The organism is Mesorhizobium sp. M0663 (genome assembly GCF_040320585.1).
In the GTDB taxonomy this organism is placed as follows: Bacteria; Pseudomonadota; Alphaproteobacteria; order Rhizobiales; family Rhizobiaceae; genus Mesorhizobium.
Window position 1 is genome coordinate 298,739 of the sequence record NZ_JAMYPX010000004.1, and the last position, 24,219, is coordinate 322,957.

Below are 24,219 nucleotides of genomic sequence, written 5' to 3' on the forward strand. Positions count from 1 at the left end.
ATGGGCACCGGCTCGTATCGTCGACTATCGCGCTTTGCGCTGATTGGCATCGCGTCGACGCTGATCTACGCCGTTTGCGCTTTTCTGCTGTCGCGTGGACAGGCAACGGCGGCCCTGCCGGCGGCGCTCACATCGTTTGCGGCCTACGCCGTCGCCGCGCTGTTCTCCTACACCGGGCATAAATATTTCACGTTCACCTCGGGCGGCAGCCACGCTATGGAATTGCCCCGCTTCCTCCTGCTCACCGCTTCCGGCCTCGCCGTCGCGATCGCCCTGCCGGGGCTTTTGACCCAGATGCTCGGCGTCCCTGCCGCAATCCCGATCCTGCTCACCTGCATTGCCGTGCCGGTCATCAACTATGTCGTCCTCGGGCGGTGGGTGTTTCGTGGTCTCTAGCGCGCGATCGCTCAGTGAACTGCTGCCCGGCGCCAACCGCTTCTCGCCCTTTGTGGGCGTAGCGGGTGCTCCGTTGCTGCTGGCCAGTCTGGTCGTCACATACGCCGTCTGGCTATCGACCGTTGCAATTCCGACCAATGTTGACGTGTCGTGGCTTCTGGTCGTCTGCGACCGCCTGCTTGGCGGAGAGCGGCTCAACACCGACATCGTGGAGACCAACCCCCCTTTCTCGATCTGGCTCTACATGCCGTTCATGCTCCTGGAAAAGCTCACTGGCATGCGTGCGGAATTCTGGCTGACGCTTGGCGTCGTTTGCCTGAGCCTGGCCAGTCTTTTCGTTTCCGTCCGCATTCTCGCGCGCGATGAACCGGTCTACCGGCAGCCTCATGCGCTGTGGGCGGCAGCGGCGGCCCTGTTTTTGATCCTGTGTTTCATGCCGGATCAATTCGGCCAACGCGAGCACTTCGCATTGATTGCCATTCTGCCTTGGGTGGCGTTGCAATGCACACGTCAGCGGAACCTGGATTTCAGCGCGGGCTCGCGCCTGGAGCACATGGTCGCGGGCTTCGGCGCGGCGGTCGTGGTCATGGTCAAGCCGCCCTATTTTGTGCTGGCCTTCATGTTGCCGTCGCTCTGTCTTGCGCTTGAAAGGCGGTCGCTGAAACCGCTCTTCGTCGCAGAGAACCTGGTGGGCGCTGCGATCGTGGCCGCCTATATCGCGTCCATCGCGCTCTTCGACCGCGCTTACGTCAGCGACGTCCTGCCCTTGGTCAGGGAGGTCTATCTTCCGTTGAGGGCCTCTGCCGCCGATATGCTGGCAAACTGGCCGAAAGTGGTGCTGCTTCTGGCCGCCGCCACCGTGCTTGCGGCCGGCGGCCTGAGAAAGACGAACTGGGACGTCAGGATTCCGCTCCTGACCGCCCTGGGGTTCATTCCGGCCTTCATCGTCATGGGCAAGGGTTGGCCCAATCACGCGCTGCCGATGGTCGTTGTTGCGACACTTGCATTTGGCATCCAGCTTGTGCGGTTCGGCACATTCGGCAGTGCAGGCTTCGTTCGCAAGGCCGCCCTGATCTTCGGCTGCGTGCTGGTGCTGCAAATAGCGGTCAGGGCACAGTACGCGGCGCTGACGACGGATAACGGCCCGATCGCCCGGTCTGTCGCCGCGATCCGCGCAACGGTCGAAACCCCGACCATCATGTCTATTGCCGACCAGATGCAGGTTGCCCATCCCCTCGCCAGGCTGGTCGGCGGCAGGTTCATATCACGCCATCCGAGCGCCTGGGCGGTCTCCAACGCGGACACGCTCGCCCGCGTCACCGGCGATCTCGAACGGAGACCGGAACTTGAAAGCATCCGCGATCGGGTGATCGGCGAAAACGCCGCCGAGATATCAGCGAAGAAGCCCGATATCGTGCTGTCAGGCTCGCCCGCGTGGACTGCCCTGATGCTGCAGGACAAGCGGATCCAGGTTGCCTTGGCCGACTATCGTCTGCTGCACGCCGAGCCGGAAATCACTGTCTATCTGCGTTACACGGCGCCTGCGCCGCTCCAAACCGATTGAGCAGGAGCCCCCGGAAACCCATGACACGGCTGGATCCAATCGCTCCGCTGGACGACATATGGCTCGATCTCGAGAGCCTCGGTGCAACAGCATGAGCATCTCGAACGACATTGGCGGCTTGAGCCGCTGGCGCGACCGGGATATTGCGGCGTCGCTGCTTCCTAGCCGCAATGTCCTGGCCATTGCCGCAGTCACCGTCTTCTCGATCTTCTGGCAGCGACGTTGGGGGACTGTTCCCGACACTAGCTGGCTGATCACGGTCTGCGAGCGTATGCTGTCCGGTGAGCGGCTTTACTCGCAAATCTATGAGACCAATCCCCCATTCAGCGTCTGGCTCTATCTGCCGCCAGTGGCTGCGGCCAGATTGCTGGGCACCGCCCCGGAAATCCTGGTTGAGGCCTGGACATACCTTGCCGTGCTTATCGGACTTTCGCTCTCGGGCGTGATCGTCAAGCGTGCGGGTTTCACCGAAACTGCATCATTGTTTGCACTGGGGCCAGCGTTTTGCGCAATGTTGGTGGTCTTCCCCGGAAATGCCTTCAGCGAGCGGGAGCATATCGGCATGGCACTTTTCATGCCGCTGCTTGCGCTTCATGCCTGGCGCGCGCGCAGAGATGCAGCTGCCCAACCAGACCCCGGGCTCGCCGTACTCGCCGGCCTGTCGGGCAGCATTCTGCTGCTGGTCAAGCCCTACTATGCGATCATGGTGTTGGCGCCGGCACTGGTCGTTGCAGTGCGCCGGCGCAGTCTGAAATCGATCTTCGCCCTGGAACACTGGGTCATTGGCGGCATCTGCGTTGTCTATCTCAGCACGGTCACGCTGATCCATCCGGAATTCATGCGCGACATCTATCCCCTCTTGGCGGACGTTTATGCAAAGATCGGCATCTTTTGGCCGATTGTGATCGGCTACGGTTTCTCGTGGTGTTTCCTTGTCTTCCTGATCTGGTGGCTGTGGCCTGCCAGGCGGTTTCCAGAGCTGGCGGCGGTAGCGTTGGCGGCATCGATCGCTGGCATGTTTCCCCTGTTCTACCAAGCCAAAGGCTGGTCTTATCATGCCTATCCCGCGATCTTTTGCGCTGTGGCAGCCATTTTCTGCCTGCTGGCACTGCCCAGGATCGTGCAGCAGCCGTCGAAGCTGTTGACGTTCGTGACGGCTCCTTCGCGAGCTTGGGCATTGGCGGCGGTGGCAATCGCTTTCTTGCCGTACTGGAGCACCCAGAAACCAGGGCCGGCGCTGGTTGCCGCAATTCGCGCCGCCACCGATCGGCCGACCGTAGCGTTGGTCAGTTCGGATATTTCCTCGGGACATCCGTTGAACCGTATGATCGATGGGCAGTTCGTTTCGACCCACGTCAGCGATTGGCTTGGAGCGTTCGCACTTTCCCTGTCCCGGCACGCAGCCCTCTCGGGTGACACCGCCGAAGCCACGCGTTACCAGGCCATCATGGCGCGCTACGTCGAAAGCAAACGCGAAGAGTTCGCGCGTCTGCGCCCGGATATCGTCGTCTTCAAGAAAAACAACACAATGTGGACAAGCCAACTGATGGGGCGTTTTGGCTTTGACGCCATCCTGGCGCACTACCGCATTCTTATCGAGGACGAGACCGAGCGCATCTATTTGCGCGACGATTATGTCCGCCCGGGCCACCGGCCACCCGAACAGCCTATTTCGGCATCGTCACCCGTCGCAGCGTCAGATTGATGCGGCCGCCACTCCTGAGCAATGCCGAGGTCGACGGGTAGATACGGTCGACGCCGTGAAAGCAGAGCCGCCCTTCGCCGCCAAGCACGACGACGTCGCCGCTCCTCAGCCTGAACGATTTGGTGGCGCCGTCGCGCGTCGTCTGGCCGACCCGGAACAGGCAATCGTCGCCGAGCGACACCGAGACGACAGGCGCGGAGAAATCGCTCTCGTCGCGGTCCTGGTGAAGACCCATCTTGGCATCCTGCGAATAGGAATTGACCAGGCAGGCTTCCGGCGGGTGCGCATAGGCAGATACATCCCGCCACAGTTCGAGCAGCATCTCCGGGATCGGCGGCCAAAGCCTTCCGGTCACCGGGTGGGTCGGCTGGTAGCGATAGCCGTGCTCCTTGTCGGTGACCCAGCCCAGCGGACCGCAATTGGTCATGCGCACGCTCATCTCCTTGCCGGTACGCGGCATCGCCGGCACGAACAGCGGCGCCTTCTGCACGACCTGCCTGATATCTTCCACCAGCACTTCCTGCATGGCGCGCGACAGGTAGCCGGGCATATGGCGGACGCCTTTGGGCAGTACGAGCATCGCGTCGCTTAATCCGTTGGTCTGGAGAAATCAGAATGCCACCGTCAAATGAAAACGGCGACCCGAAAGCCGCCTCCGACGGTGGCTGCGCGCTTTAACCGGCGATCTGAGATCCGAAGCCGCTTCGGCTGTCACTCATCCCCGACCCGGCCGCGCAGTTTCTTGATCGAGCCGCGCCCGGCCTTGCTCTTGAGTCGTCTTTCGACCGCGCCTTTGGACGGCCTGGTCTTCTTGCGCGGCGGTGGTGGTGGTTCGGCGGCCTTGGCGACCAGTGCCGTCAGCCGCGCCCGGGCGTCCGCCCGGTTCTGCTCCTGGGTGCGGAAGCGTCCAGCTTCGATGACGATGACGCCGTCCTTGGTGGCGCGCTGGCCGGCAAGCTTGATGGTCCGTTCGCGCACCCGCTCCGACAGGCCAGCCGCATTGGCGGCATCGAAGCGCAATTGCACTGCCGTCGCCACCTTGTTGACGTTCTGGCCGCCCGGGCCGGACGAACGAATGAAGTCCTCGTGCAGGTCGCCCGGATTAATCACCGCATCGTCGGTAATGATGATCTTGTCGTCGGCGTTCATGCCGCACTCATGGCGCGGCAGGCGAAAAAAGAAAAGGCCCGATCGAAGCCGGGCCTTGAAGCATCACCCGGGGCGACGGCTATTCAGCCGCTACCTGCATGCGTGGTGCGGCGCCGAGCACGGTGGCGTCGACATGGGCTTCGAACTTTTCGAAATTGTCGACGAACATGCCGACCAGCCTTGCCGCCTGCCGGTCGTAGGCGGGCTTGTCGATCCAGGTCGATCTAGGGTCGAGAATGGCGCGGTCGACGCCGGCAACCGTCACCGGTACGTCGAAACCGAAATTGGCGTCGGTGCGGAAGTCGGCCGCTTTCAGCGAGCCGTCGAGCGCCGCCGCAAGCAGCGCCCGCGTTGCTTTGATCGGCATTCGCTTGCCGGTGCCGTAGGCGCCGCCGGTCCAGCCGGTGTTGACCAGCCAGCAATCGACGCCTTGGCGGGCGATGAGCTCGCGCAACAGATTGCCGTATTCCGACGGATGCCGCGGCATGAACGGTGCGCCGAAGCATGTCGAAAATGTCGCTTCGGGTTCCGTAACGCCCTTCTCGGTCCCCGCCACCTTGGCGGTATAGCCGGAGAGGAAATGGTACATGGCCTGCGCCGGGGTCAGCCGCGCGATCGGCGGCATCACACCGAATGCGTCGGCGGTCAGCATGATGATGTTCTTCGGGTGGCTGGCGCGCCCCGTCTTGCTGGCGTTGGGGATGAAGTGGAGCGGGTAGGCGCAGCGTGTGTTTTCGGTCAGCCCGCCGTCGTCGAAATCCGGCACGCGGCCTGCGTCGAGCGCCACATTCTCCAGCACCGTGCCGAAGCGCTGGGTGGTGGCGAAGATCTCCGGCTCGGCTTCGGCCGAAAGCTTGATCGTCTTGGCATAGCAGCCGCCCTCGAAATTGAAGATGCCGTGCGGTCCCCAGCCATGCTCGTCGTCGCCGACCAGCGTGCGCGACGGGTCGGCCGACAACGTCGTCTTGCCGGTCCCGGAAAGGCCGAAGAAAACGGCCGCGTCGCCGACGGGCCCTTCATTGGCCGAGCAGTGCATCGGCATCACACCTTTTGCCGGCAGCAGATAGTTGAGCACGGTGAACACCGACTTCTTCATCTCGCCGGCATACGAGGTACCGCCGATCAACACGATCATGTGCGAAAGATCGACGGCAATCACCGTTTCGCCGCGCGTGCCGTGGCGGGCGGGATCGGCGCGGAACGACGGCAGGTCGATGATCGTCAAATCGGGCATGAAATGCTCGAGTTCGGCGGCGGCCGGTCGGATGAGCAGATTGCGGATGAACAAGGAGTGCCAGGCAAGCTCCGTGATCACCCTGGTCGGCAGCTTCAGCTCCTCGTCGGCGCCGCCGACCAGGTCCTGCACATAAAGGTCCTTTCCAGCCGCGTGGGCGCGAAAATCGCCAAGCAGCGTATCGAACTGGATCGGCGAAATCGCTTTGTTGTTGTCCCACCATACATGCGGCGCGGTGCTTTCGTCGCGCACCACGAATTTGTCCCTGGGCGAGCGGCCGGTGTGCTGCCCGGTCTCGGCGGCAAGCGCGCCATGCGCGGTGAGTCGGGCCTCGCCACGGCGGATTGCCTCCTCGTAGAGCGCGGCCGCGCCGAAATTATAGCGCACCACGCCCGTGGTTCTTAGGCCGATCCGATCGATTGCACATGCAGGATTGCGTTTGCCGGCTTCCGACATGGGTGTCCCTTCTTCGATTTACCGCGTCTTTACCGGCGAATTCCGGAACTCCCATTGCAGGAGCTAAAAACGTCAAAACCAGAAAAGGCGAATGATATCAAATCATTAATCGATTTAAATATTTTGAAAGTTGTTTAAATCGTTTATATGTGCAAAAACACTGATGGTTGCCCAAAGGATTGGCGATGTTCATTCGTCCAATCCATATCGAGGTACAATTGTGGCCGTCGACATGCCGCGCGTGACAGCGGATACAGCCTATGCCACATTTTGTACCTAATTTGTCCTGCAAAAGCCCCTTCTCGACGAAAGAAGGGACAGCTCATGAGGGAGCCGCTTGAAATGGCAACAATCGCGCTTGTCGACGACGATCGCAACATTCTGACTTCGGTTTCGATCGCCCTCGAATCCGAGGGTTATCGGGTCGAAACCTACACGGATGGGGCATCGGCGCTGGAGGGACTGGCGGCGCGCCCGCCGAACCTCGCCATCCTCGACATCAAGATGCCGCGCATGGACGGCATGGAGTTGCTGCGCCGGATGCGTCAGAAATCCGACCTGCCGGTGATCTTCCTGACCTCCAAGGACGATGAGATCGATGAACTGTTCGGCCTCAAGATGGGCGCCGACGACTTCATCCGCAAACCCTTCTCGCAGCGTCTTCTTGTCGAACGCGTCCGCGCCGTGCTGCGACGCGCCAGCACCCGCGAGGCGGCTGCCAAGGCGCCCAACCAGCAGGCCCGGTCGCTTGAGCGCGGCCAGCTTGTCATGGACCAGGAGCGCCACACCTGCACCTGGAAGGGCGAGCCGGTGACGCTGACCGTCACCGAGTTCCTCATCCTGCATTCGCTGGCCCAGCGTCCGGGCGTTGTAAAAAGCCGTGATGCGCTGATGGATTCGGCTTATGATGAGCAGGTCTATGTCGATGACCGCACCATCGACAGTCACATCAAGCGGCTACGCAAAAAGTTCAAGGCCGTTGATGATGACTTCGAAATGATCGAAACCCTTTACGGAGTCGGATATCGGTTCCGCGAAGCTTGAGTCGAGCGGGAGCTGCTATTCGATGGCAGTGCAAGTAGAGCGAGTGAGACGGTCGGGCGCCGCCAGGCGCCCGCCGCGGATTCTGCCCGCCTTCGTGTCGAAAATTACGGTGCCGATGCGCCGGTTTCTCGGCCATCACATCTTTTCCAGCCTGACGCGGCGTATCCTCTTTCTCAACCTTGCCGGCCTTGCCGTCCTGGTCACCGGCATTCTCTATCTCAATACCTTTCGCGACGGGCTGATCGACGCCCGTGTCGAGAGCCTGATGACTCAAGGCGAGATCATCGCCGGCGCGATCGCCGCCTCGGCGACGGTCGAGACCGATTCGATCAGCATCGATCCGGAGAAGCTGCTCGAGTTACAGGCCGGCGAAAGCCTCGGCCCGGGCTCCGATCAGCTCGATAACCTCGATTTCCCGATCAATCCGGAGCGCGTGGCGCCGGTGCTCAGGCGGTTGATCTCGCCGACGCGCACCCGCGCCCGCATTTACGACCGCGACGCCAACCTGCTGCTCGATTCCCGCCATCTCTATTCGCGCGGCCAGATCCTTCGCTACGACCTGCCGCCGGTCGAAGAGGAACAGCCAGACCTTCTGGAGCGCATCCAGAAATTCGTCTTCGATTTCTTCCGCAACAAGCAGCTGCCCGTCTATCGCGAGCAGCCGGGTGGCAACGGCGCCGCGTTTCCGGAAGTGGTCAAGGCGCTTACCGGCAGCCCGTCGACGATCGTGCGGATCTCGGAGCAGGGCGAGCAGATCGTTTCTGTGGCGGTGCCGATCCAGCGCTTCCGTGCCGTTCTCGGCGTGCTGATGCTGTCGACCGAAGGCGGCGACATCGACAAGATCGTCGCGGCCGAGCGCAAGGCGATCCTGCGCGTGTTCGGCATTGCCGCCCTGGTTACCGCCATCCTGTCGATGCTGCTGGCCTCCACCATCGCCAACCCGCTGCGCCGGCTTTCCGCGGCGGCGGTCAGGGTTCGCCGCGGCGTCAAGAACCGCGAGGAAATCCCCGACTTCTCCGACCGCCAGGACGAGATCGGCAATCTGTCGATCGCCGTGCGCGACATGACCAATGCGCTCTACGCCCGCATCGAGGCGATCGAAAGTTTTGCCGCGGATGTCTCGCACGAGTTGAAGAACCCGCTTACCTCGCTGCGCAGCGCGGTGGAGACATTGCCGCTGGCCAGGAACGACAATTCGCGCAGCCGGCTGATGGATATCATCCAGCACGATGTGAGGCGGCTTGACCGTCTCATCACCGATATTTCCGATGCCTCCCGTCTCGATGCCGAGCTGGCGCGGGAAGATGCGGGAACCGTCGACCTCAAGAAGTTCATCACCGATCTGGTCGCCGTCTCGCGCGAGGCCACGCGCAACAAGAAGGCGGTCGAGATCGAATTCAAGGTCGCCAAACTGCCACAGGGCGTGAAAGGCTACTTCGTCGTCGGTCATGACCTGAGGATCGGCCAGGTGATCACCAACCTGATCGAGAATGCCCGCTCGTTCGTTCCCGAGGAACGTGGCCACATCACCATATCGCTGGCGCGCGCCGGCAAGTTCAACATCGTCACCATCGACGACAATGGACCCGGTATCCGTGCCGATAACATCGACCGCATTTTCGAGCGGTTCTATACCGATCGGCCGGCCGGCGAGGCGTTCGGTCAGAACTCGGGCCTTGGCCTGTCGATATCCAGGCAGATCGTTGAAGCCCATGGCGGCACGCTGAGCGCCGAGAACATCCCGGGCACCAAGCCTGGCGAGATCAAGGGCGCGCGCTTCGTGGTGACGCTGCCGGCGGAAGGCTGACGGATGAATTCCAATCACGCCTGGTCCTATTGTGCAGCCTGAAAATATTCACGGCACCGCGATCCTGATAGGTGATCGCGGCATTCTCATCACCGGACCGTCCGGCTTGGGCAAGACGACGCTGGCGCTCGCCTTGATCGATCATTGCAGCCAGCGTGGGCTGTTTTCCCGGCTGATCGGCGATGACCAGCTCTATGCTGCAGATTGCGACGGGCGGCTGGTCTGCCGCGCACCAGCCAGCATAGCCGGCCTCGTCGAGGTGCCGGGATTCGGCCCCAAACCGATACGGTTCGAGCCAAGCTGCGTGATCGACCTCATTATCCGGCTGGTGCCAGCCGGCAAAATGGCCCGCTTCCAGGAAGACTGCAGCGAACTCGTTGTCGGCGTACCAGTGCCGCGCATTGATCTTGCCGGGCGCAATGTAGCGGCGGCCTTGCCGGCAGTGATGTCGCGCCTGTCGATTGCGCCTTTCCTGTGATCCGATTTCGATTTTTTGCTGCAATGCGTCAAATTGGCTTGGGCCGGCGCAATTTTGGGCTTGTCAACAGGCCTTGCGTCGACAAGATAGCGCTCCCGCCACCTGGAACGGTCGGCGAGCATAAAATGCGCCTGTGAAGCGGCGATGACGGGAGCCACCAAAGAATGATCGGACTCGTGCTTGTAACGCACGGTCAACTGGCCGCCGAGTTCCGCAATGCCGTGGAACATGTCGTTGGGCCACAAGACAATTTCGAGACCGTGGCGATCGGTGCCGACGACGATATGGAACAGCGCCGCCGCGACATTATCGACGCGGTCGGCCGCGTCGATACGGGATCAGGCGTCATCGTTTTGACCGATATGTTCGGCGGCACGCCCTCCAACCTCGCCATTTCCGTGATGGAATCCGGGCGCATCGAGGTCATTGCCGGCATGAACCTGCCGATGCTGATCAAGCTGTCCAGCGTTCGCAAAGGCGACAACATGACGGCCGCGCTGGATGAGGCGCAGGCTGCCGGCCGTAAATACATCAATGTCGCCAGTCAGCTCCTGAGCAGCAAATGAGTGCCCTGTTGCCGGAAAAGGACAAGATCGTTCGCGACTTTCCGATCGTCAACCAGCGCGGCCTGCATGCGCGCGCCTCGGCCAAGTTCGTTCAAATCGCCAGCGGCTTCAACGCCACGGTCCAGGTCGAGAAGGACGGCGTCAAGGTCGGCGGCACCTCGATCATGGGCCTGATGATGCTGGCGGCGAGCCCCGGTTATTCGATCCGCGTCACCGCCACCGGCCCGGAGGCCGAAGAGGTCATCGATGCGCTGGAGCAACTGGTTGCTTCCCGTTTCGGCGAGGAGTGCTGACGGCTTCGCCGACGGCACCTGCTGCGGCATGTTCGGGCGCAACCTTGCGGCGGTGAAGGAAATCGCATTTTTGCGCGACCGTCGCGTATTTTGTTCTTGCTTTGTGCCTGCAGCTATGCTACTAATCTCGCTATGGTGCCAATTGGCCCCGAAGACCCGCCCGCCGAGGCGGGTTTTTTGTTTCCGGCTTTGAAAGTGTTGCCGATCTGAGGTCTGAGGGACGGCCACCTTGGACAGCACCCCTTCTGCGCGCTCTCATGGCCGCCGTAGCTGAAGACATGCACGGATAAAGATTTCTTTATATCCCATTGTCGTCCGACTCCCGATCTGCTAGTCAGGCCGGCAACTCGCGCCCTCCGACACGCCTTCGGGGCGGGCGCGTCCCGCAATCAATTCGCATCGGAGCACTGCCATGACGGGTAGCAAGGACTATGTGGTCGCAGACATCGCGCTTGCCGGCTGGGGCCGCAAGGAGATCGAGATCGCCGAAACCGAAATGCCGGGCCTGATGGCCTGCCGCGAGGAATTCGGCGACAAGAAGCCGCTCAAGGGCGCGCGCATCACCGGCTCGCTGCACATGACCATCCAGACGGCGGTGCTGATCGAAACGCTTAAGGCGCTCGGCGCCGATATCCGCTGGGCTTCCTGCAACATCTTCTCGACCCAGGACCACGCCGCCGCGGCCATTGCCGAGGCCGGAATTCCGGTGTTTGCCGTCAAGGGCGAGACGCTGGAGGACTATTGGGTCTACACCGACAAGATCTTCCAGTGGGCCGATGGCGGCACCTCCAACATGATCCTCGACGACGGTGGCGATGCCACCATGTACATCCTGATCGGCGCCCGCGCGGAGGCCGGCGAGGATGTGCTGTCCAATCCGGGCAGCGAAGAGGAAGAGATCCTGTTTGCCCAGATCAAAAAGCGCATGCAGGCATCGCCCGGCTTCTTCACCAAGCAGAAGGAAGCGATCCGCGGCGTCACTGAAGAGACGACGACCGGCGTCAACCGGCTCTATCAGCTGCAGAAAAAAGGCTTGCTGCCGTTCCCGGCGATCAACGTCAATGATTCCGTCACCAAGTCGAAATTCGACAACAAATATGGCTGCAAGGAATCGCTTGTCGACGGCATTCGCCGCGGCACCGACACGATGATGGCCGGCAAGGTCGCGGTTGTCTGCGGCTATGGCGACGTCGGCAAAGGCTCGTCGGCTTCGCTCAAGGGCGCCGGCGCCCGCGTCAAGGTCACCGAGGTCGATCCGATCTGCGCGCTGCAGGCGGCGATGGACGGTTTCGAGGTGGTCACGCTCGAGGACGCGGCGCCGACGGCCGACATCGTCATCACCACCACCGGCAACAAGGACGTCGTTACCCTCGACCACATGCGCCTGATGAAGGACATGGTGATCGTCGGCAACATCGGTCACTTCGACAACGAGATCCAGGTGGCCTCGCTGCGCAATCTGAAGTGGACCAACATCAAGCCTCAGGTGGACATGATCACCTTCCCGGACGGCAAGCGGATGATCCTTTTGTCGGAGGGCCGTCTGCTCAACCTCGGCAACGCCACCGGCCATCCGAGCTTCGTCATGTCGGCGTCCTTCACCAACCAGGTGTTGGCCCAGATCGAGTTGTACACCAAGCCCGGTCAGTACGAGAACCAGGTCTATGTCCTGCCGAAGCATCTCGACGAAAAGGTCGCGCGCCTGCATCTCGACAAGCTCGGTGCCCGCCTGACCGAACTGTCCGGCGAACAGGCCGCCTATATCGGCGTCACTCCGCAGGGACCGTTCAAGCCGGAACACTACCGCTATTAACCACGGCGAAACTTGCCACTAGATATTGAAGCCGGGCAATTGACTTTTCGCCCGGCTTTATTTTTGCGCTGATTGATTCTTCACGCCGATTCGCGCAAGCGCTATGGTGCTGATTCGCGGTCCGGGGACGAGGCCCGGGCGCACGCATCAGGGCGGTCTTGCATTCAGGCGGCGAAGAGGACCAAGACATGCCGGGGGATAACCCGCCTTGCGCGGGACAGGCCGTTTCCGGCGGCCATAACGATTCGATCACGGGCTCCGCTGCCAGAGGCGGCAGCCTTCTATGGCGCGCCGGCAGCCGTGTCGGTGTGCTGCTTGCTTCTTCCGCGCTGGTTGGTCCGCTGCTTGGCTTTACTGCACATGCCCAAACCCGCGTGGCGCAAAAGGCCGGGCTGTCGGTCAGCACGGTCGAGGTCATGCAACTCGCCATGTTCGTCGGCGTCATGGGGGCGGCATTGCTGTCGGCCATCTTTCTGATCCGCGAACGGGCGCGCACCGCGGCGGAAAATGCCGAGCTCAGGACCCGCATCGCCGACGTCAATGCCGCGCTGCAGCGCTCGGAGGCGCTGCTCCATTCTCGCGATCAGCGCGTGGTGGTATGGGCGGCCGAGAACAAGAAGCCCGAACTTGTCGGGACATTGCCGATCGAGAGCGGCGCGCCGGAGGACCGGGCGGCCTTCCTGGCTTTCGGCCGCTGGCTGATGCCGCGTTCGGCGGCCGCACTCGAACATGCCGTAGCGGCACTGCGGGACAAGGCAAAGCCGTTCGATCTGGTCATCGAATCGCAGGCCGGCCAGCCGCTCGAGGTTCACGGCCGCAAGAGTGCGGCGCATGTGCTGGTTCGCTTCGTCTCGCTTTCGGAGACACAGCGAAGCCAGGCCAGGCTGAAGATCGAGAACCAACGCTTAGCCGCCGACCATGAGACGCTGATCGGTCTTCTGGATGCGCTCAAGATGCCGTCATGGCTGCGTACTGTCGACGGGCGGCTGAAATGGGTCAACCGCGCCTATGCCGAAGCGGTCGAGGCCGAGAATGCCGAAGCGGCGGTCCGCGATGGCAAGGAATTCCTCGGCGGCCAGGCGCGCGACACGATCGCTGCGCAGCACAAGTCGCGCGCGGTCTTTGAACAGACGCTCTCCACGGTCATCGAAGGCGACCGCCGTATGTTTGCCGTGACCGATTTTGCCGGGGCGGATGGTTCGGCTGGTCTTGCCTGCGACATCAGCGCTATCGAGGCCATTCGCGCCGAATATGAGCGGACCATGCAGAGCCACGCCGACACGCTCGATCAGCTCAACACCGCCGTGGCGATTTTCGACACCGACGAGAAATTGCGGTTTTTCAATCAGGCGTTCCAGAAGCTATGGGGCCTCGACAGCGGCTTCCTGCACAGCGCGCCGGACAACGCCTTGCTGCTTGACCGCCTGCGCAGCGAAGGCAGGATCGCCGAGCAGCCCGAATGGCGGCGCTGGAAAGAGAGCCTGCTCGGCGCTTACCGCGCGGTTGAATCGCAGGAGCATTGGTGGCATCTGCCGGACGGCAAGACCATTCGCGTCGTCGCCAATCCGCAGCCCAAGGGCGGCGTCACCTGGGTGTTCGAGAACCTGACCGAGAAGATGGACCTTGAAAGCCGCTACCAGACCGCCGTCCGGGTCCAGGGCGAGACGCTCGACAACCTCGCCGAAGGCGTCGCTGTGTTCGGCCCCGACGGCAAGCTGAGATTGTCGAACCCGGCGTTCGCGGCATTGTGGGGGCTGGATGCCGATGCCTCAAAACCCAACGTCCATGTCTCGACGATCCGCAACCTTTGCGACCGCCGTGCCGTCGACAGTCCGTGGGGCGGGTTCGTTGCCGCCATCACCGGCTTCGACGACGAGCGCCGCGACCGCCACGGCCAAACCGAATTGAACAACGGCACCGTTTTGCGCTACGCCGTCATCCCTTTGCCCAACGGCCAGGTGATGATGACCTTCGTCGACGTTACCGACAGCGTCAATGTCGAGCGGGCGCTGAAGGACAAGAATGAGGCGCTGCAAAAGTCCGACCAGATCAAGAACGAATTCGTGCAGCACGTCTCCTATGAGCTGCGCTCGCCACTCACCAACATCATCGGCTTTACCGAGCTTCTTTCACTGCCGTCGACTGGTCCGCTGAACCAGAAGCAACGCGAATATATCGGGCATGTCGGCTCGTCTTCCTCGGTCCTGCTCACCATCGTCAACGACATCCTCGACCTGGCGACGGTGGATGCCGGCATCATGGAACTCGACATTTCCGAAGTTCACATCGATCGAACCATTACGGCTGCCGCCGAACTGGTCGCCGACCGGCTGGAGGAACATGCGATCAAGCTTAGGATCGACGCGGCGGCCGCGCCGAAAACCTTCCACGGCGACGAGATCCGCGTCCGCCAGATCCTCTACAATCTGCTCAGCAATGCCGCCAATTACGCGCCGGAGGCGAGCACCATAACGCTCGCCTGCCGCCAACTTGCCGACGGCGTGGAATTTTCCGTTCACGATGACGGCCCCGGCATGCCGCCGGACCTGCTTGACTCAGTGTTCCGGCGCTTCGAGCCGCGCACCAATGGCGGCCGCCGCCGTGGCGCCGGGCTCGGCCTGTCGATCGTCAAGAGCTTTGTCGAACTGCATGGCGGCAGCGTCCGCATCGAGACCGGCAGGGATAAGGGCACCACGGTTGTTTGCGCCTTTCCCGACACGCCGTCCGGCATCCGCGCGGCGGCCGAGTAGCGCGTTCGATGGCGGTATTGGTGCTGGAGCGTTTTCTCGCCGACGAGGCTGCGACGGCAAGGTTCGGCGAGGATCTCGCCATGTCGCTGCGCATTGGCGACGTGCTCGCCCTCAAGGGCGATCTCGGCGCCGGCAAATCGACCTTGGCACGGGCGCTGATCAAGGCACTGGCCGACGATGCCGGACTCGACGTGCCGAGCCCGACCTTCACGCTGGTCCAGAGCTACGACACGCGTGTGCCGGTTCATCATTTCGATCTCTACCGCTTGGGCACGGCATCCGAGCTGGACGAGCTGGGCTTCGACGAGGCGCTGACGCAAGGCGCCGCGCTGGTCGAATGGCCGGAGCGGGCAGAGGCATATCTGCCGAAAACCTCGGTGCTGGTCGAACTTCTCCAGCAGGGCGACGGCCGACTGGCGAGACTATCGGGAGAGGGCGCCGCCTTCGAGCGCGCGGCGCGATCGCTGGCAATGCGCGATTTTCTCGGGCAGGCCGGTTGGGGCGAAGCGCAGCGACGACATTTCATCGGTGATGCCTCGGCTCGCTCCTACGAGATCGTCACGCTCGCCAGATTTCCGCCGCGGGTGCTGATGAACTCGCCAAGGCTGGTGCTCGGACCGCCAGTCCGCGACGGCAAACCCTATGCCGAGATCGCTCACACCGCGCAATCCGTTTCGGCGTTCGTCGCCATCGACCGGGCCTTGCGGGCCGGCGGCGTCAGCGTCCCGGAAATCTATGCCCAGGATCTCGACCAGGGTTTTCTCCTGCTGGAGCATCTCGGTTCCCAAGGGTTTCTCGACAAGCGCGGCCAGCCGGTGGCCGAGCGCTACGCTGCGGCGGCCGAACTGCTTGCCATGATGCACGGCAAAACATGGCCGGCCCGCATGCAGGCCGGCCCCGGCGTCTTCCATGAGGTGCCGCCTTTCGACCGCGACGCCATGATGATCGAGGCCGAATTGTTGGTCGACTGGTATGTCCCGGCGATATCAGGCGCTCCGCCTAGAGAGGCGCTGCGCGCCGGTTACCGCAGCGAATGGAGTGCGGTGCTCGATCGGCTGGAGGGGCGCGAATACACGCTGATGCTGCGCGATTTCCATTCACCCAACCTGATCTGGCGCGCTGACCGTTCCGGTCACGATCGCCTCGGCGTCGTCGATGTCCAGGACGCGCTGATCGGGCCGTCCGCCTACGACGTCGCCTCGCTCGCCATGGACGCGCGCGTCACTATCTCACCCGAAATCGAAAAGCACACGCTCGCCGCCTACATCGCCGCGCGACGCGCTGCCGGTGCCTTCGATGAGAACGAATTCCGCGAAACCTATGCAATCATGGCCGCACAGCGCAATTCCAAGATCCTCGGCATCTTCGTGCGGCTCGAAAAACGCGACGGCAAGCCTTATTATCTGAAGCATCTGCCGCGCATCCGCGACTATCTTCGCCGGGCACTGGCGCATCCGGCGCTGGCCGGGCTGCAGGATTTCTACATCGCCCACGGCTTGCTGGAGGAACGCTCGATTTGACGGCTAAGGATTTGGGCCCGAAGGCGTCGGATGAGCAGCCGATGCCGACGACCGCCATGGTGCTCGCCGCCGGGCTCGGCAAGCGCATGCGGCCGATCACCGACACCATGCCGAAGCCGCTGGTCAAGGTCGCCGGCAAGACATTGCTCGACTGGGGGCTGGACTGCCTAGCCGAAGCCGGCGTCGCCAAGGCCGTCGTCAACGTCCATTACCTCCCGCAACAGATCGTGGACCATGTAGCCCGCCGCAGTGCGCCGAGAATCGTCATCTCGGATGAGAGTAGGGGCTTGCTTGACTCCGCCGGTGGTATCGTCAAGGCATTGCCCAGTTTAGGGGTGCCCTTCTACGTGCTCAACGCCGACACCTTCTGGATCGACAGCGGCGTCTCCAATCTCAGGCGTCTTGCGCTTGCATGGGAGGGCGCGACAATGGACATTCTGCTGATGCTTGCGGATCTCCAGTCGGCAACCGGACATAGCGGCGGCACCGATTTCCTGGTGGCGCCGGACGGCGCCTTGCGGCGTGCGAACAACGATCCCGCCGGCCTGATCTATGCCGGCGCCGCAATCGTCCATCCGCGCATCTTCAAGGATGCGCCGGCCGGTCCACACTCTCTCAACGCCTATTTCGATGCGGCAATCGCCGCCGGCCGCCTGTTCGGCATGAAAATGCAGGGCCACTGGATTACTGTCGGCACACCTGACGCGATCTCGCGGGCGGAAGCAGCGGTCGCCGCCGCGCTTGCCGGCACGCCCAATGCTGTTGCTGAGGCACCCGGCGCTCTTACCGAGTCGAAATGAGCGGCTCCCGCCGCGTTTTCTCGATCCCGCCCGGAGCGCCGTTCCTGCCGACGCTGGCCGAGGCGCTGCTTGCGGGGCGCTTGGTTCCCGGCTTCGCCTATGACGGCGATCCGCTGGCGCTGGCCGATCTCACCATCTATGTGCCGACGCGCCGTGCGGCGCGGGCGCTTCGCGGCGTCTTCGTCGATGCTCTCTCGCGCTCGGGAAGCCGCTCGGCGATCCTGCCGGTCATCCGCCCGCTTGGTGAGTTCGATGAAGATGAAGCCGCCTTCGAGGCAGGAGCTTCGGTCGCCATCGACCTTGCGCCGCCGATCGCCGCGGTCGAGCGTCTTCTGCTGCTTGCGCCGCTGGTGCGGGCGTGGAAACGCCGCCTGCCGGCACATGTCGCGGCATTGTTCGACGAGGAGATTGTCATACCGGCCTCCGCCGCCGACGCCATCTGGCTGGCGCGCGACCTTGCACGCCTGATGGATGAGATCGACACCGAAGGCACGGATTGGGCAAGGCTCGCCGACCTTGTAACCGGCAATCTTGCAGGCTGGTGGCAGGTGACACTCGACTTCCTGACCATCGTGACGGAGAACTGGCCGAACCTGCTCGAGGAACGCCATCGTTCCAATCCGGCCGCGCATCGTAATGCCCTGATAAGGCTGGAGGCGGCGCGGCTGAAGCGTAATCCGCCAGCCGGACCGGTGATCGCCGCCGGTTCCACCGGCTCCATTCCCGCCACGGCCGAGCTGCTTGCCGTGATCGCCGGTCTGCCCAATGGCGCCGTCGTGCTGCCCGGGCTCGACCGGGCGTTGGACGAGCCGTCCTTTGTCGCGATCACCACACCGGGCGCGCGCCCAGCCGTGCTTGGCCACCCGCAATACGGCCTGGCAAAGTTGATCGGCAAGATCGGCGTGCCGCGCGCCGATGTCGAGGAGATTGCTGTTGCGCCGCGACCGCTTGCGCTGCGCGCCGCACTTGTCGGCGAAGCGCTGCGCCCGGCGGAGACCACCGAGCTCTGGGCCGAGACGCGCGCCCGCTTTAGGGCCGGCGATATTGCCGAGGCCTTCGCCGATGTGACGCTTCTCGAAGCCGCCAGCGAACGCGACGAAGCCGTGGCGATCGCCGTCGCGCTCAAACAGGCCGTCGAACGGCCCGGCCAGCGCGCCGCACTCGTCACCGGCGACCGCGCTCTGGCGCGGCGGGTCTCAGTCGAGCTGCTGCGCTTCGGCGTTGCCGCCGACGATTCCGGCGGCACGCCGCTGATCAACACACCAGCCGCCAGCCTGCTCAGGCTGGCGCTGCAGGCAGCCTTCCGCCCGGGCGACCCCGTCGCCCTGCTGTCGCTGCTCAAGCATCCCCTGCTTGGCCTCGGCCTGGAGCGGGCAAGCGTGCGCTATGCGGCCGAAATCGTCGAACTCGTGGGGCTGCGCGGCGGCACAGGGCGTCCGGACGTGGCGTCGCTGCCGCAGCTCTTCGACACCCGGCTCCTCGAATTCGACGGCGGCGGCAATCGCCGTCCACCCTTCTGGTGGCCGCGGCTTTCGGTCAGGCGCATCGAACAGGCGCGCGACCTGCTGATCCGGCTAACGGCCGCGCTGGCGCCGCTGGTTGCTTTTCGCGGCGACGAGAATGCCGATCTTGCCACCCTTGTGCGCGCCAGCGTCGTTGCGCTCGAAAGTCTCGGCCGCGCCGCTGATGGCAGCCTGAGCGAACTCTATGCGGGCGATGCCGGCGAAAAGCTCGCCGAGCTCTTGCGCGGGCTGGTCGCGGCCTCGGTGTCGTTCTCCTTCGCCGCTGACGAATGGCCTGACGTGATGGAGGCGCTGATCGCGCCCGAGACGGTCAAGCCGGCGCAGGGCAGCGACAGGAACATCGCCATCTGGGGTGTGCTGGAAGCGCGGCTTCAGGATGTCGACACGCTGGTCGTCGGCGGGCTCAACGAAGGCGTGTGGCCGCGCAAGCCGGAGAGCGACCGCTTCATGTCGCGGCTGATGAAGACCGGCATCGATCTTGAACCGCCCGAGCGGCGCATCGGCCTTGCCGCCCATGATTTCCAGATGGCCATGGGCGCCAAAAAAGTGGTGCTGGCTCGCTCCGGCCGCTCCGGCGACGCACCGTCGGTACCTTCGCGCTGGCTGCAGCGCATCCTTACATTCGTCGGCGAGGACCACGCTGCTGCACTTCGCCGGCGCGGCGACGAACTGCTTGCCTGGGCGCGTGCGCTCGATGCCGGCGAAAAGCAGGACTTTGCGCCGAGGCCGCAGCCGAAACCGCCGCTCGCCGCGCGGCCGCACCACTTCTCGGTCACCGAGATCGAAACGCTACGCCGCGATCCCTATGCGGTCTATGCCAGAAGGATACTCGGCCTGATGCCGCTCGATCCGGTCATTCGCGATCCGGGCGCCGCCGAGCGTGGCACGCTGTTTCACGCCATTCTGCACCTCTTCTCGGCGAGGGTGGCCGACCCGCGCGCGCCGGAGGCGCTGGACGGGCTCATCGCCGCAGGCCGCTCCTGCTTTGCCGAGGCGGCCCTGCCGGCCGATGTCGAGGCGGTGTGGTGGCCGCGTTTTGAAAAGCTTGCCGCCGGCATCATCGAATGGGAGCGCGGCCGGGCCGCCGCCGTGGCACGGCGGCACGCCGAGGAACGCGCCGAAAAGACCGGTGTCGGCCGATCCGGCGTGACCCTGTCCGGCTACGCTGATCGAATCGATCTGCTGGCTGGCGGCATGGCCGACATCCTCGACTACAAGACCGGCTCCTCGCCATCCAAAGCGCAGGCGCACACGCTGCTCGCGCCGCAACTGGCGCTGGAGGGCGCGCTGCTGCGTCGCGGCGCCTTCAAGGAGCTTGGCGCCTGTGAGCCGTCGCAACTGGCTTTCGTGCGGCTGAGGCCGAATGGCGAGGTGTTCGAAGAATCGATCCTCGAATACAACCGCAAGCCGCGAACCGCCGCCGATCTCACCGAAGAGGCCTGGGCGAGGTTGGAAAAGCTGCTGATCCACTATGCCGACCCGACGACCGGGTATTTGTCGCGGGCGTTGCCGTTCCGCGAGGGTGAGACCGACGGCGATTACGACCATCTCGCCCGCGTGCTCGAATGGTCGGCCGGCGGCGATGCCGACGACGAGGGAGGGGAGGCATGAAAAAGGCCTATCCCATTCCAAGCGACACTGTCGCCAGTCAGGCAAGCGCCTCCGATCCGCGCAATTCCGCATGGGTGTCGGCCAATGCCGGATCCGGCAAGACCCATGTACTCGCCCAGCGCGTTATCCGGCTGTTGCTGCGCGGCACCGATCCGTCCAAGATCCTGTGCCTGACCTATACGCGTGCCGCCGCCGCCAACATGTCGAACCGGGTGTTTTCGACCCTGTCGCAATGGACGGCCCTGGGCGATGCCGAGCTCTCGACACGGATAGAGGCGCTGGACGGCCGCCAGCCCGACCGCGAAACCATGCGCCGGGCGCGGCGGTTGTTTGCCGAGGCTCTGGAAACACCGGGCGGGCTGAAGATCCAGACCATCCACGCCTTCTGCGAATCGGTGCTGCATCAGTTCCCGCTGGAAGCCAATATCCCTGCGCATTTCGAAATGCTCGATCCGCAAATGGAGGCATCGCTGTTTGCCGCCGCCCGCCGCGACATGATTTCGGGCGGCGTTGCAGGCGATGCGGCATTGTCCGACGCCTTCGCCACCGTGCTGGAGCGCGGCGGCGAGCATGGGCTCGACGCACTGCTGGCCGAGATCGTGCGCAAGCGCGATGGTTTGCGTGCGTTCATCACCGCGGCCGGCGGCGATGGTTTTCAGGCGCTGTTCGACGAGTTCCATTTCCGCGCCGGCCAGACGGCCGAAGGTATAGCCGCCTCGGTCTGGCCGCTGCCCGGCTTCCTGCCGGATTATCTCGTCACCTTTTCACGGGCGGCCGAGGCCGCCGATGCGCGCATCGTGCTGAACAATCTGCTGCCATACGCCCGCCTTGCCTTTGCCGAGGAGGATCCGGTACGTCGCCTGAATTTGCTCTCCAAGGCTTTCCTGAGGGCCGACGGCGAGCCTTACGATCCGGCAAAGACATTTAAAAGGGCATTGCTTGACCGGCTGCCCGATCTTGCCGAACGTTATCTGGCGGCGGTCGACGCCATTCTCGAAATCTCCGACCGGCTGGCCTTGTTCAGGATGCTGGAAGGCACGCGTGCGGCGCTGACCATCGCCGACTGGCTGATCGCCCGTTACGAGCAATTGAAGCGCGCCCGCGGCTTCCTCGACTTTAACGACCTGATCACCCGCACGGTCAACCTTTTGGCACGGCCCGATGCCGGCCCTTGGGTGCAGTACAAGCTCGACCAGGGCATCGACCACATCCTGCTCGACGAGGCGCAGGACACCAGTCCCGACCAGTGGGAGGTGGTCAAGCGGCTGGCAGAGGAGTTCTTTGCCGGGCTCGGCGCACGCGACGCGGTCCACCGCACCATCTTTGCTGTCGGCGACGAAAAGCAGTCGATCTATTCCTTCCAGGGAGCCGCCCCGGATTCCTTTGCCGACAGCCGGCTTTTGTTTGCCGGCAAAGTTAGATCCGCCGCCGCCGCCTTCGCCGATCTCAAGCTGACCTGGTCGTTCCGCTCGACCGAAGATGTTCTTGCCGCCGTCGACCGGGTCTTTGCCGACCCGAACGTGCGGCGCGGCATCAGCCACGATCCTGATCCGCTCGACCACAAGGCGATCCGCACCGATGCGCCGGGTCATGTCGAGGTCTGGCCGTCGATCGGCGCCAACGTCGTCGACGAACCAGACGATTGGACGCAAGCGGTCGACCATGCCCACGCGCCGGCAGTCCGCGTCGCTGAAAACGTCGCCGCAACGATTGCCGGCTGGATCGGCAACGGTGAGGTCATCGAAGGCCGCGGCAAGAAACTCCGCCCCGGCGACGTGCTGGTGCTGGTGCGCAAGCGCGATCGCTTCGTCCATGCGCTGACGCGGGCGCTGAAGCGCCGCGACATTCCGGTGGCCGGCGCCGACCGGCTCAGCCTGCCCGGCCACGTCGCGGTGAAAGACCTGATCGCACTTGGCCATTTTCTCATCCAGCCCGAGGACGATCTGTCGCTGGCCGCCGTGCTGCGCAGCCCGATCTTCGATGTTTCGGAAGAGCAGCTTTTCGCGCTTGCTGCCCAGAGGCCGTCGGGCGTCTCGCTGATCGCCTCGCTGCGCCGGCATGTCGGCGAAAGCGAGGCGTTGGCCGCCGTCGTCAGCCGGCTCGACACATGGTCGAACGAGGCCGCATTCAAGCCGGTGTTCGAATTCTATGCCGCAGCTCTCGCCCGCGACGGCCTGCGCAAGAAGATGATCGCGCGGCTCGGTCCGGAGGCCGGCGATATCCTCGACGAATTCCTGAATTTCTGCCTGGCCGAGGAGCGAACCGGCCTGCCAGGGCTGGAATCCTTCCTGTCGACGCTGGAAAACGCCGGCCCCGAGATCAAGCGCGAAATGGACCAGACCCGCGACGAGGTTCGCGTCATGACCGTGCATGCCGCCAAAGGCCTGGAAGCGCCGGTGGTATTCCTTGTCGATGGCGGCTCCGCGCCGTTCAGCGACCAGCATCTGCCGAGATTGATGCCGTTCGAAGGCTCGGGCGACTGCTGGGAGGGCAAGGGCTATCTCTGGCGTTCGGCCAGCGATGTCGCCAATGGGTTTTCACGCGCCGCATCGGCCCGCGCCCGCGAGCTCGCCGACGACGAATACCGCCGGCTGCTCTATGTCGGCATGACCCGCGCCGAGGATCGGCTGATCGTCTGCGGCTACCATGGCAAGCGGGCGCCGAATACCGGCACCTGGCATTCGATCGTCAGCCGCGCACTGGTCGGTGCCGCGGAGAGCAAAGAACGCCGGCATCCCGCCACTGGCGAGACCGTGCATCGTTTCCAGGTGACGAAACTGCCGCCCATGCCACTGGCGGCAGTGAATGAGGCACGACAGGCGGAACGCTTTGCACCACTGCTTGAAACCCTGTTCCGGCCTCTGCCGCCCTTCGAGGAATTGCCGCGGCCGCTCTCGCCGTCCGGCGCCTCGGTGCTGATCGAGGAGGCGCGGCAAGCGGTGGCCGACACGCGTTCGCCGGTACTGGATGCCGACGCCGAGCCCGGCTTTGCCGTCATGCGCGGGCTGGCGCTGCACAAATTGCTGCAGATGCTGCCCGGCATCGCCGAGGGAAAACGCCGGGATGCCGCCGAACGCTATCTGGCAAGAGCCGGCGCGGAATGGCTCGACGACGAGCACGACAAGGCCTTGGCTGGCGTTTTCAGAATTCTTGCCGACAGCCGCTTCGCGCCGCTGTTTGCGCCAAACTCGCGCGCCGAAGTCGCCATCATGGGCAGCCTGGAGGTAAGGGGCAAACTGCGCTCGATTTCCGGCAAGATCGACCGGCTGGCAGTAACGCCGGACAAGGTTTCGATCGTCGACTACAAGACCAATCGGCCAGCGCCAGCTACGCTCGCCGAAGTGCCGCAAGCCTATGTTCTGCAGCTCGCACTTTATCGCGCGCTGCTTCAGCCGCTCTATCCGGGACGCGAGGTCTCGGCGGCGCTGCTGTTCACCGAGGCGCCGCGGCTGATCGAGCTGCCGGCGGCGGCCTTGGACGATGCGCTTGCTAGACTCACGGGAGCGTGAC

Annotated in this window: 17 protein-coding genes; 14 read left to right on the forward strand and 3 right to left on the reverse strand. The window is 63.7% G+C overall.

Annotated elements, in window-relative coordinates:
- The 3 genes from NKI54_RS10835 (at window position 1) to NKI54_RS10845 (ending at window position 3,665) form a co-directional block, all read left to right on the forward strand.
- Complete coding sequence (locus NKI54_RS10835; RefSeq protein ID WP_023677541.1) at window positions 1–396, forward strand: GtrA family protein; 396 nt, start codon at window positions 1–3, stop codon at window positions 394–396.
- Window positions 386–1,960 (forward strand): hypothetical protein, encoded by a 1,575-nt coding sequence (locus NKI54_RS10840; protein ID WP_352576333.1) that lies wholly within the window; start codon window positions 386–388, stop codon window positions 1,958–1,960. Before NKI54_RS10835 ends, NKI54_RS10840 begins: the two co-directional genes overlap by 11 nt.
- Window positions 1,961–2,051: 91 nt before the next feature.
- Entirely contained in the window at window positions 2,052–3,665 is a 1,614-nt protein-coding gene (locus tag NKI54_RS10845; RefSeq protein ID WP_352691469.1) for a hypothetical protein, read from the forward strand.
- Here NKI54_RS10845 and NKI54_RS10850 read toward each other — a convergent pair.
- From NKI54_RS10850 to NKI54_RS10860, 3 genes are all read right to left on the reverse strand, one after another.
- Window positions 3,628–4,245 carry an alpha-ketoglutarate-dependent dioxygenase AlkB family protein gene (locus NKI54_RS10850; RefSeq protein ID WP_352691471.1) on the reverse strand — a complete coding sequence of 206 codons (618 nt, stop codon included), beginning with the start codon at window positions 4,243–4,245 and terminating at the stop codon, window positions 3,628–3,630. The genes NKI54_RS10845 and NKI54_RS10850 overlap by 38 nt on opposite strands.
- Window positions 4,246–4,376: 131 nt before the next feature.
- Entirely contained in the window at window positions 4,377–4,814 is a 438-nt protein-coding gene (gene arfB, locus NKI54_RS10855; RefSeq protein ID WP_023677545.1) for an alternative ribosome rescue aminoacyl-tRNA hydrolase ArfB, read from the reverse strand.
- Between the two features lie 79 nt (window positions 4,815–4,893).
- Window positions 4,894–6,504: a phosphoenolpyruvate carboxykinase gene (locus tag NKI54_RS10860; protein ID WP_352568486.1), complete on the reverse strand. Its 1,611-nt coding sequence runs from the start codon at window positions 6,502–6,504 to the stop codon at window positions 4,894–4,896.
- Between the two features lie 342 nt (window positions 6,505–6,846).
- Between NKI54_RS10860 and NKI54_RS10865 the strand changes: the two genes are divergently transcribed.
- From NKI54_RS10865 to addA, 11 genes are all read left to right on the forward strand, one after another.
- Entirely contained in the window at window positions 6,847–7,548 is a 702-nt protein-coding gene (locus NKI54_RS10865) for a response regulator transcription factor (protein WP_023677547.1), read from the forward strand.
- A gap of 22 nt (window positions 7,549–7,570) precedes the next feature.
- Complete coding sequence (locus NKI54_RS10870; RefSeq protein WP_023677548.1) at window positions 7,571–9,355, forward strand: sensor histidine kinase; 1,785 nt, start codon at window positions 7,571–7,573, stop codon at window positions 9,353–9,355.
- A gap of 31 nt (window positions 9,356–9,386) precedes the next feature.
- Window positions 9,387–9,833: an HPr kinase/phosphorylase gene (locus NKI54_RS10875; protein WP_352568484.1), complete on the forward strand. Its 447-nt coding sequence runs from the start codon at window positions 9,387–9,389 to the stop codon at window positions 9,831–9,833.
- A gap of 164 nt (window positions 9,834–9,997) precedes the next feature.
- Window positions 9,998–10,399 (forward strand): PTS sugar transporter subunit IIA, encoded by a 402-nt coding sequence (locus tag NKI54_RS10880; RefSeq protein WP_254815942.1) that lies wholly within the window; start codon window positions 9,998–10,000, stop codon window positions 10,397–10,399.
- Window positions 10,396–10,692 carry an HPr family phosphocarrier protein gene (locus NKI54_RS10885; protein ID WP_023677551.1) on the forward strand — a complete coding sequence of 99 codons (297 nt, stop codon included), beginning with the start codon at window positions 10,396–10,398 and terminating at the stop codon, window positions 10,690–10,692. The genes NKI54_RS10880 and NKI54_RS10885 overlap by 4 nt, the downstream gene beginning before the upstream one ends.
- 412 nt (window positions 10,693–11,104) lie before the next feature.
- Window positions 11,105–12,505 carry an adenosylhomocysteinase gene (gene ahcY, locus NKI54_RS10890; protein ID WP_023677552.1) on the forward strand — a complete coding sequence of 467 codons (1,401 nt, stop codon included), beginning with the start codon at window positions 11,105–11,107 and terminating at the stop codon, window positions 12,503–12,505.
- Window positions 12,506–12,693: 188 nt separating this feature from the next.
- The gene (locus NKI54_RS10895; protein WP_023677553.1) at window positions 12,694–15,255 is read left to right on the forward strand and encodes a sensor histidine kinase; all 2,562 of its coding nucleotides are present in this window, start codon (window positions 12,694–12,696) and stop codon (window positions 15,253–15,255) included.
- Window positions 15,256–15,263: 8 nt separating this feature from the next.
- Window positions 15,264–16,775 carry a tRNA (adenosine(37)-N6)-threonylcarbamoyltransferase complex ATPase subunit type 1 TsaE gene (tsaE, locus tag NKI54_RS10900; protein WP_023677554.1) on the forward strand — a complete coding sequence of 504 codons (1,512 nt, stop codon included), beginning with the start codon at window positions 15,264–15,266 and terminating at the stop codon, window positions 16,773–16,775.
- A gap of 41 nt (window positions 16,776–16,816) precedes the next feature.
- Window positions 16,817–17,575 (forward strand): nucleotidyltransferase family protein, encoded by a 759-nt coding sequence (locus tag NKI54_RS10905; protein ID WP_352568482.1) that lies wholly within the window; start codon window positions 16,817–16,819, stop codon window positions 17,573–17,575.
- Window positions 17,572–20,709 (forward strand): double-strand break repair protein AddB, encoded by a 3,138-nt coding sequence (gene addB / locus NKI54_RS10910; RefSeq protein ID WP_352691473.1) that lies wholly within the window; start codon window positions 17,572–17,574, stop codon window positions 20,707–20,709. The genes NKI54_RS10905 and addB overlap by 4 nt, the downstream gene beginning before the upstream one ends.
- Entirely contained in the window at window positions 20,706–24,218 is a 3,513-nt protein-coding gene (gene addA / locus NKI54_RS10915) for a double-strand break repair helicase AddA (protein WP_352590799.1), read from the forward strand. Before addB ends, addA begins: the two co-directional genes overlap by 4 nt.
- The last annotated feature ends 1 nt before the right edge of the window (window position 24,219 follow it).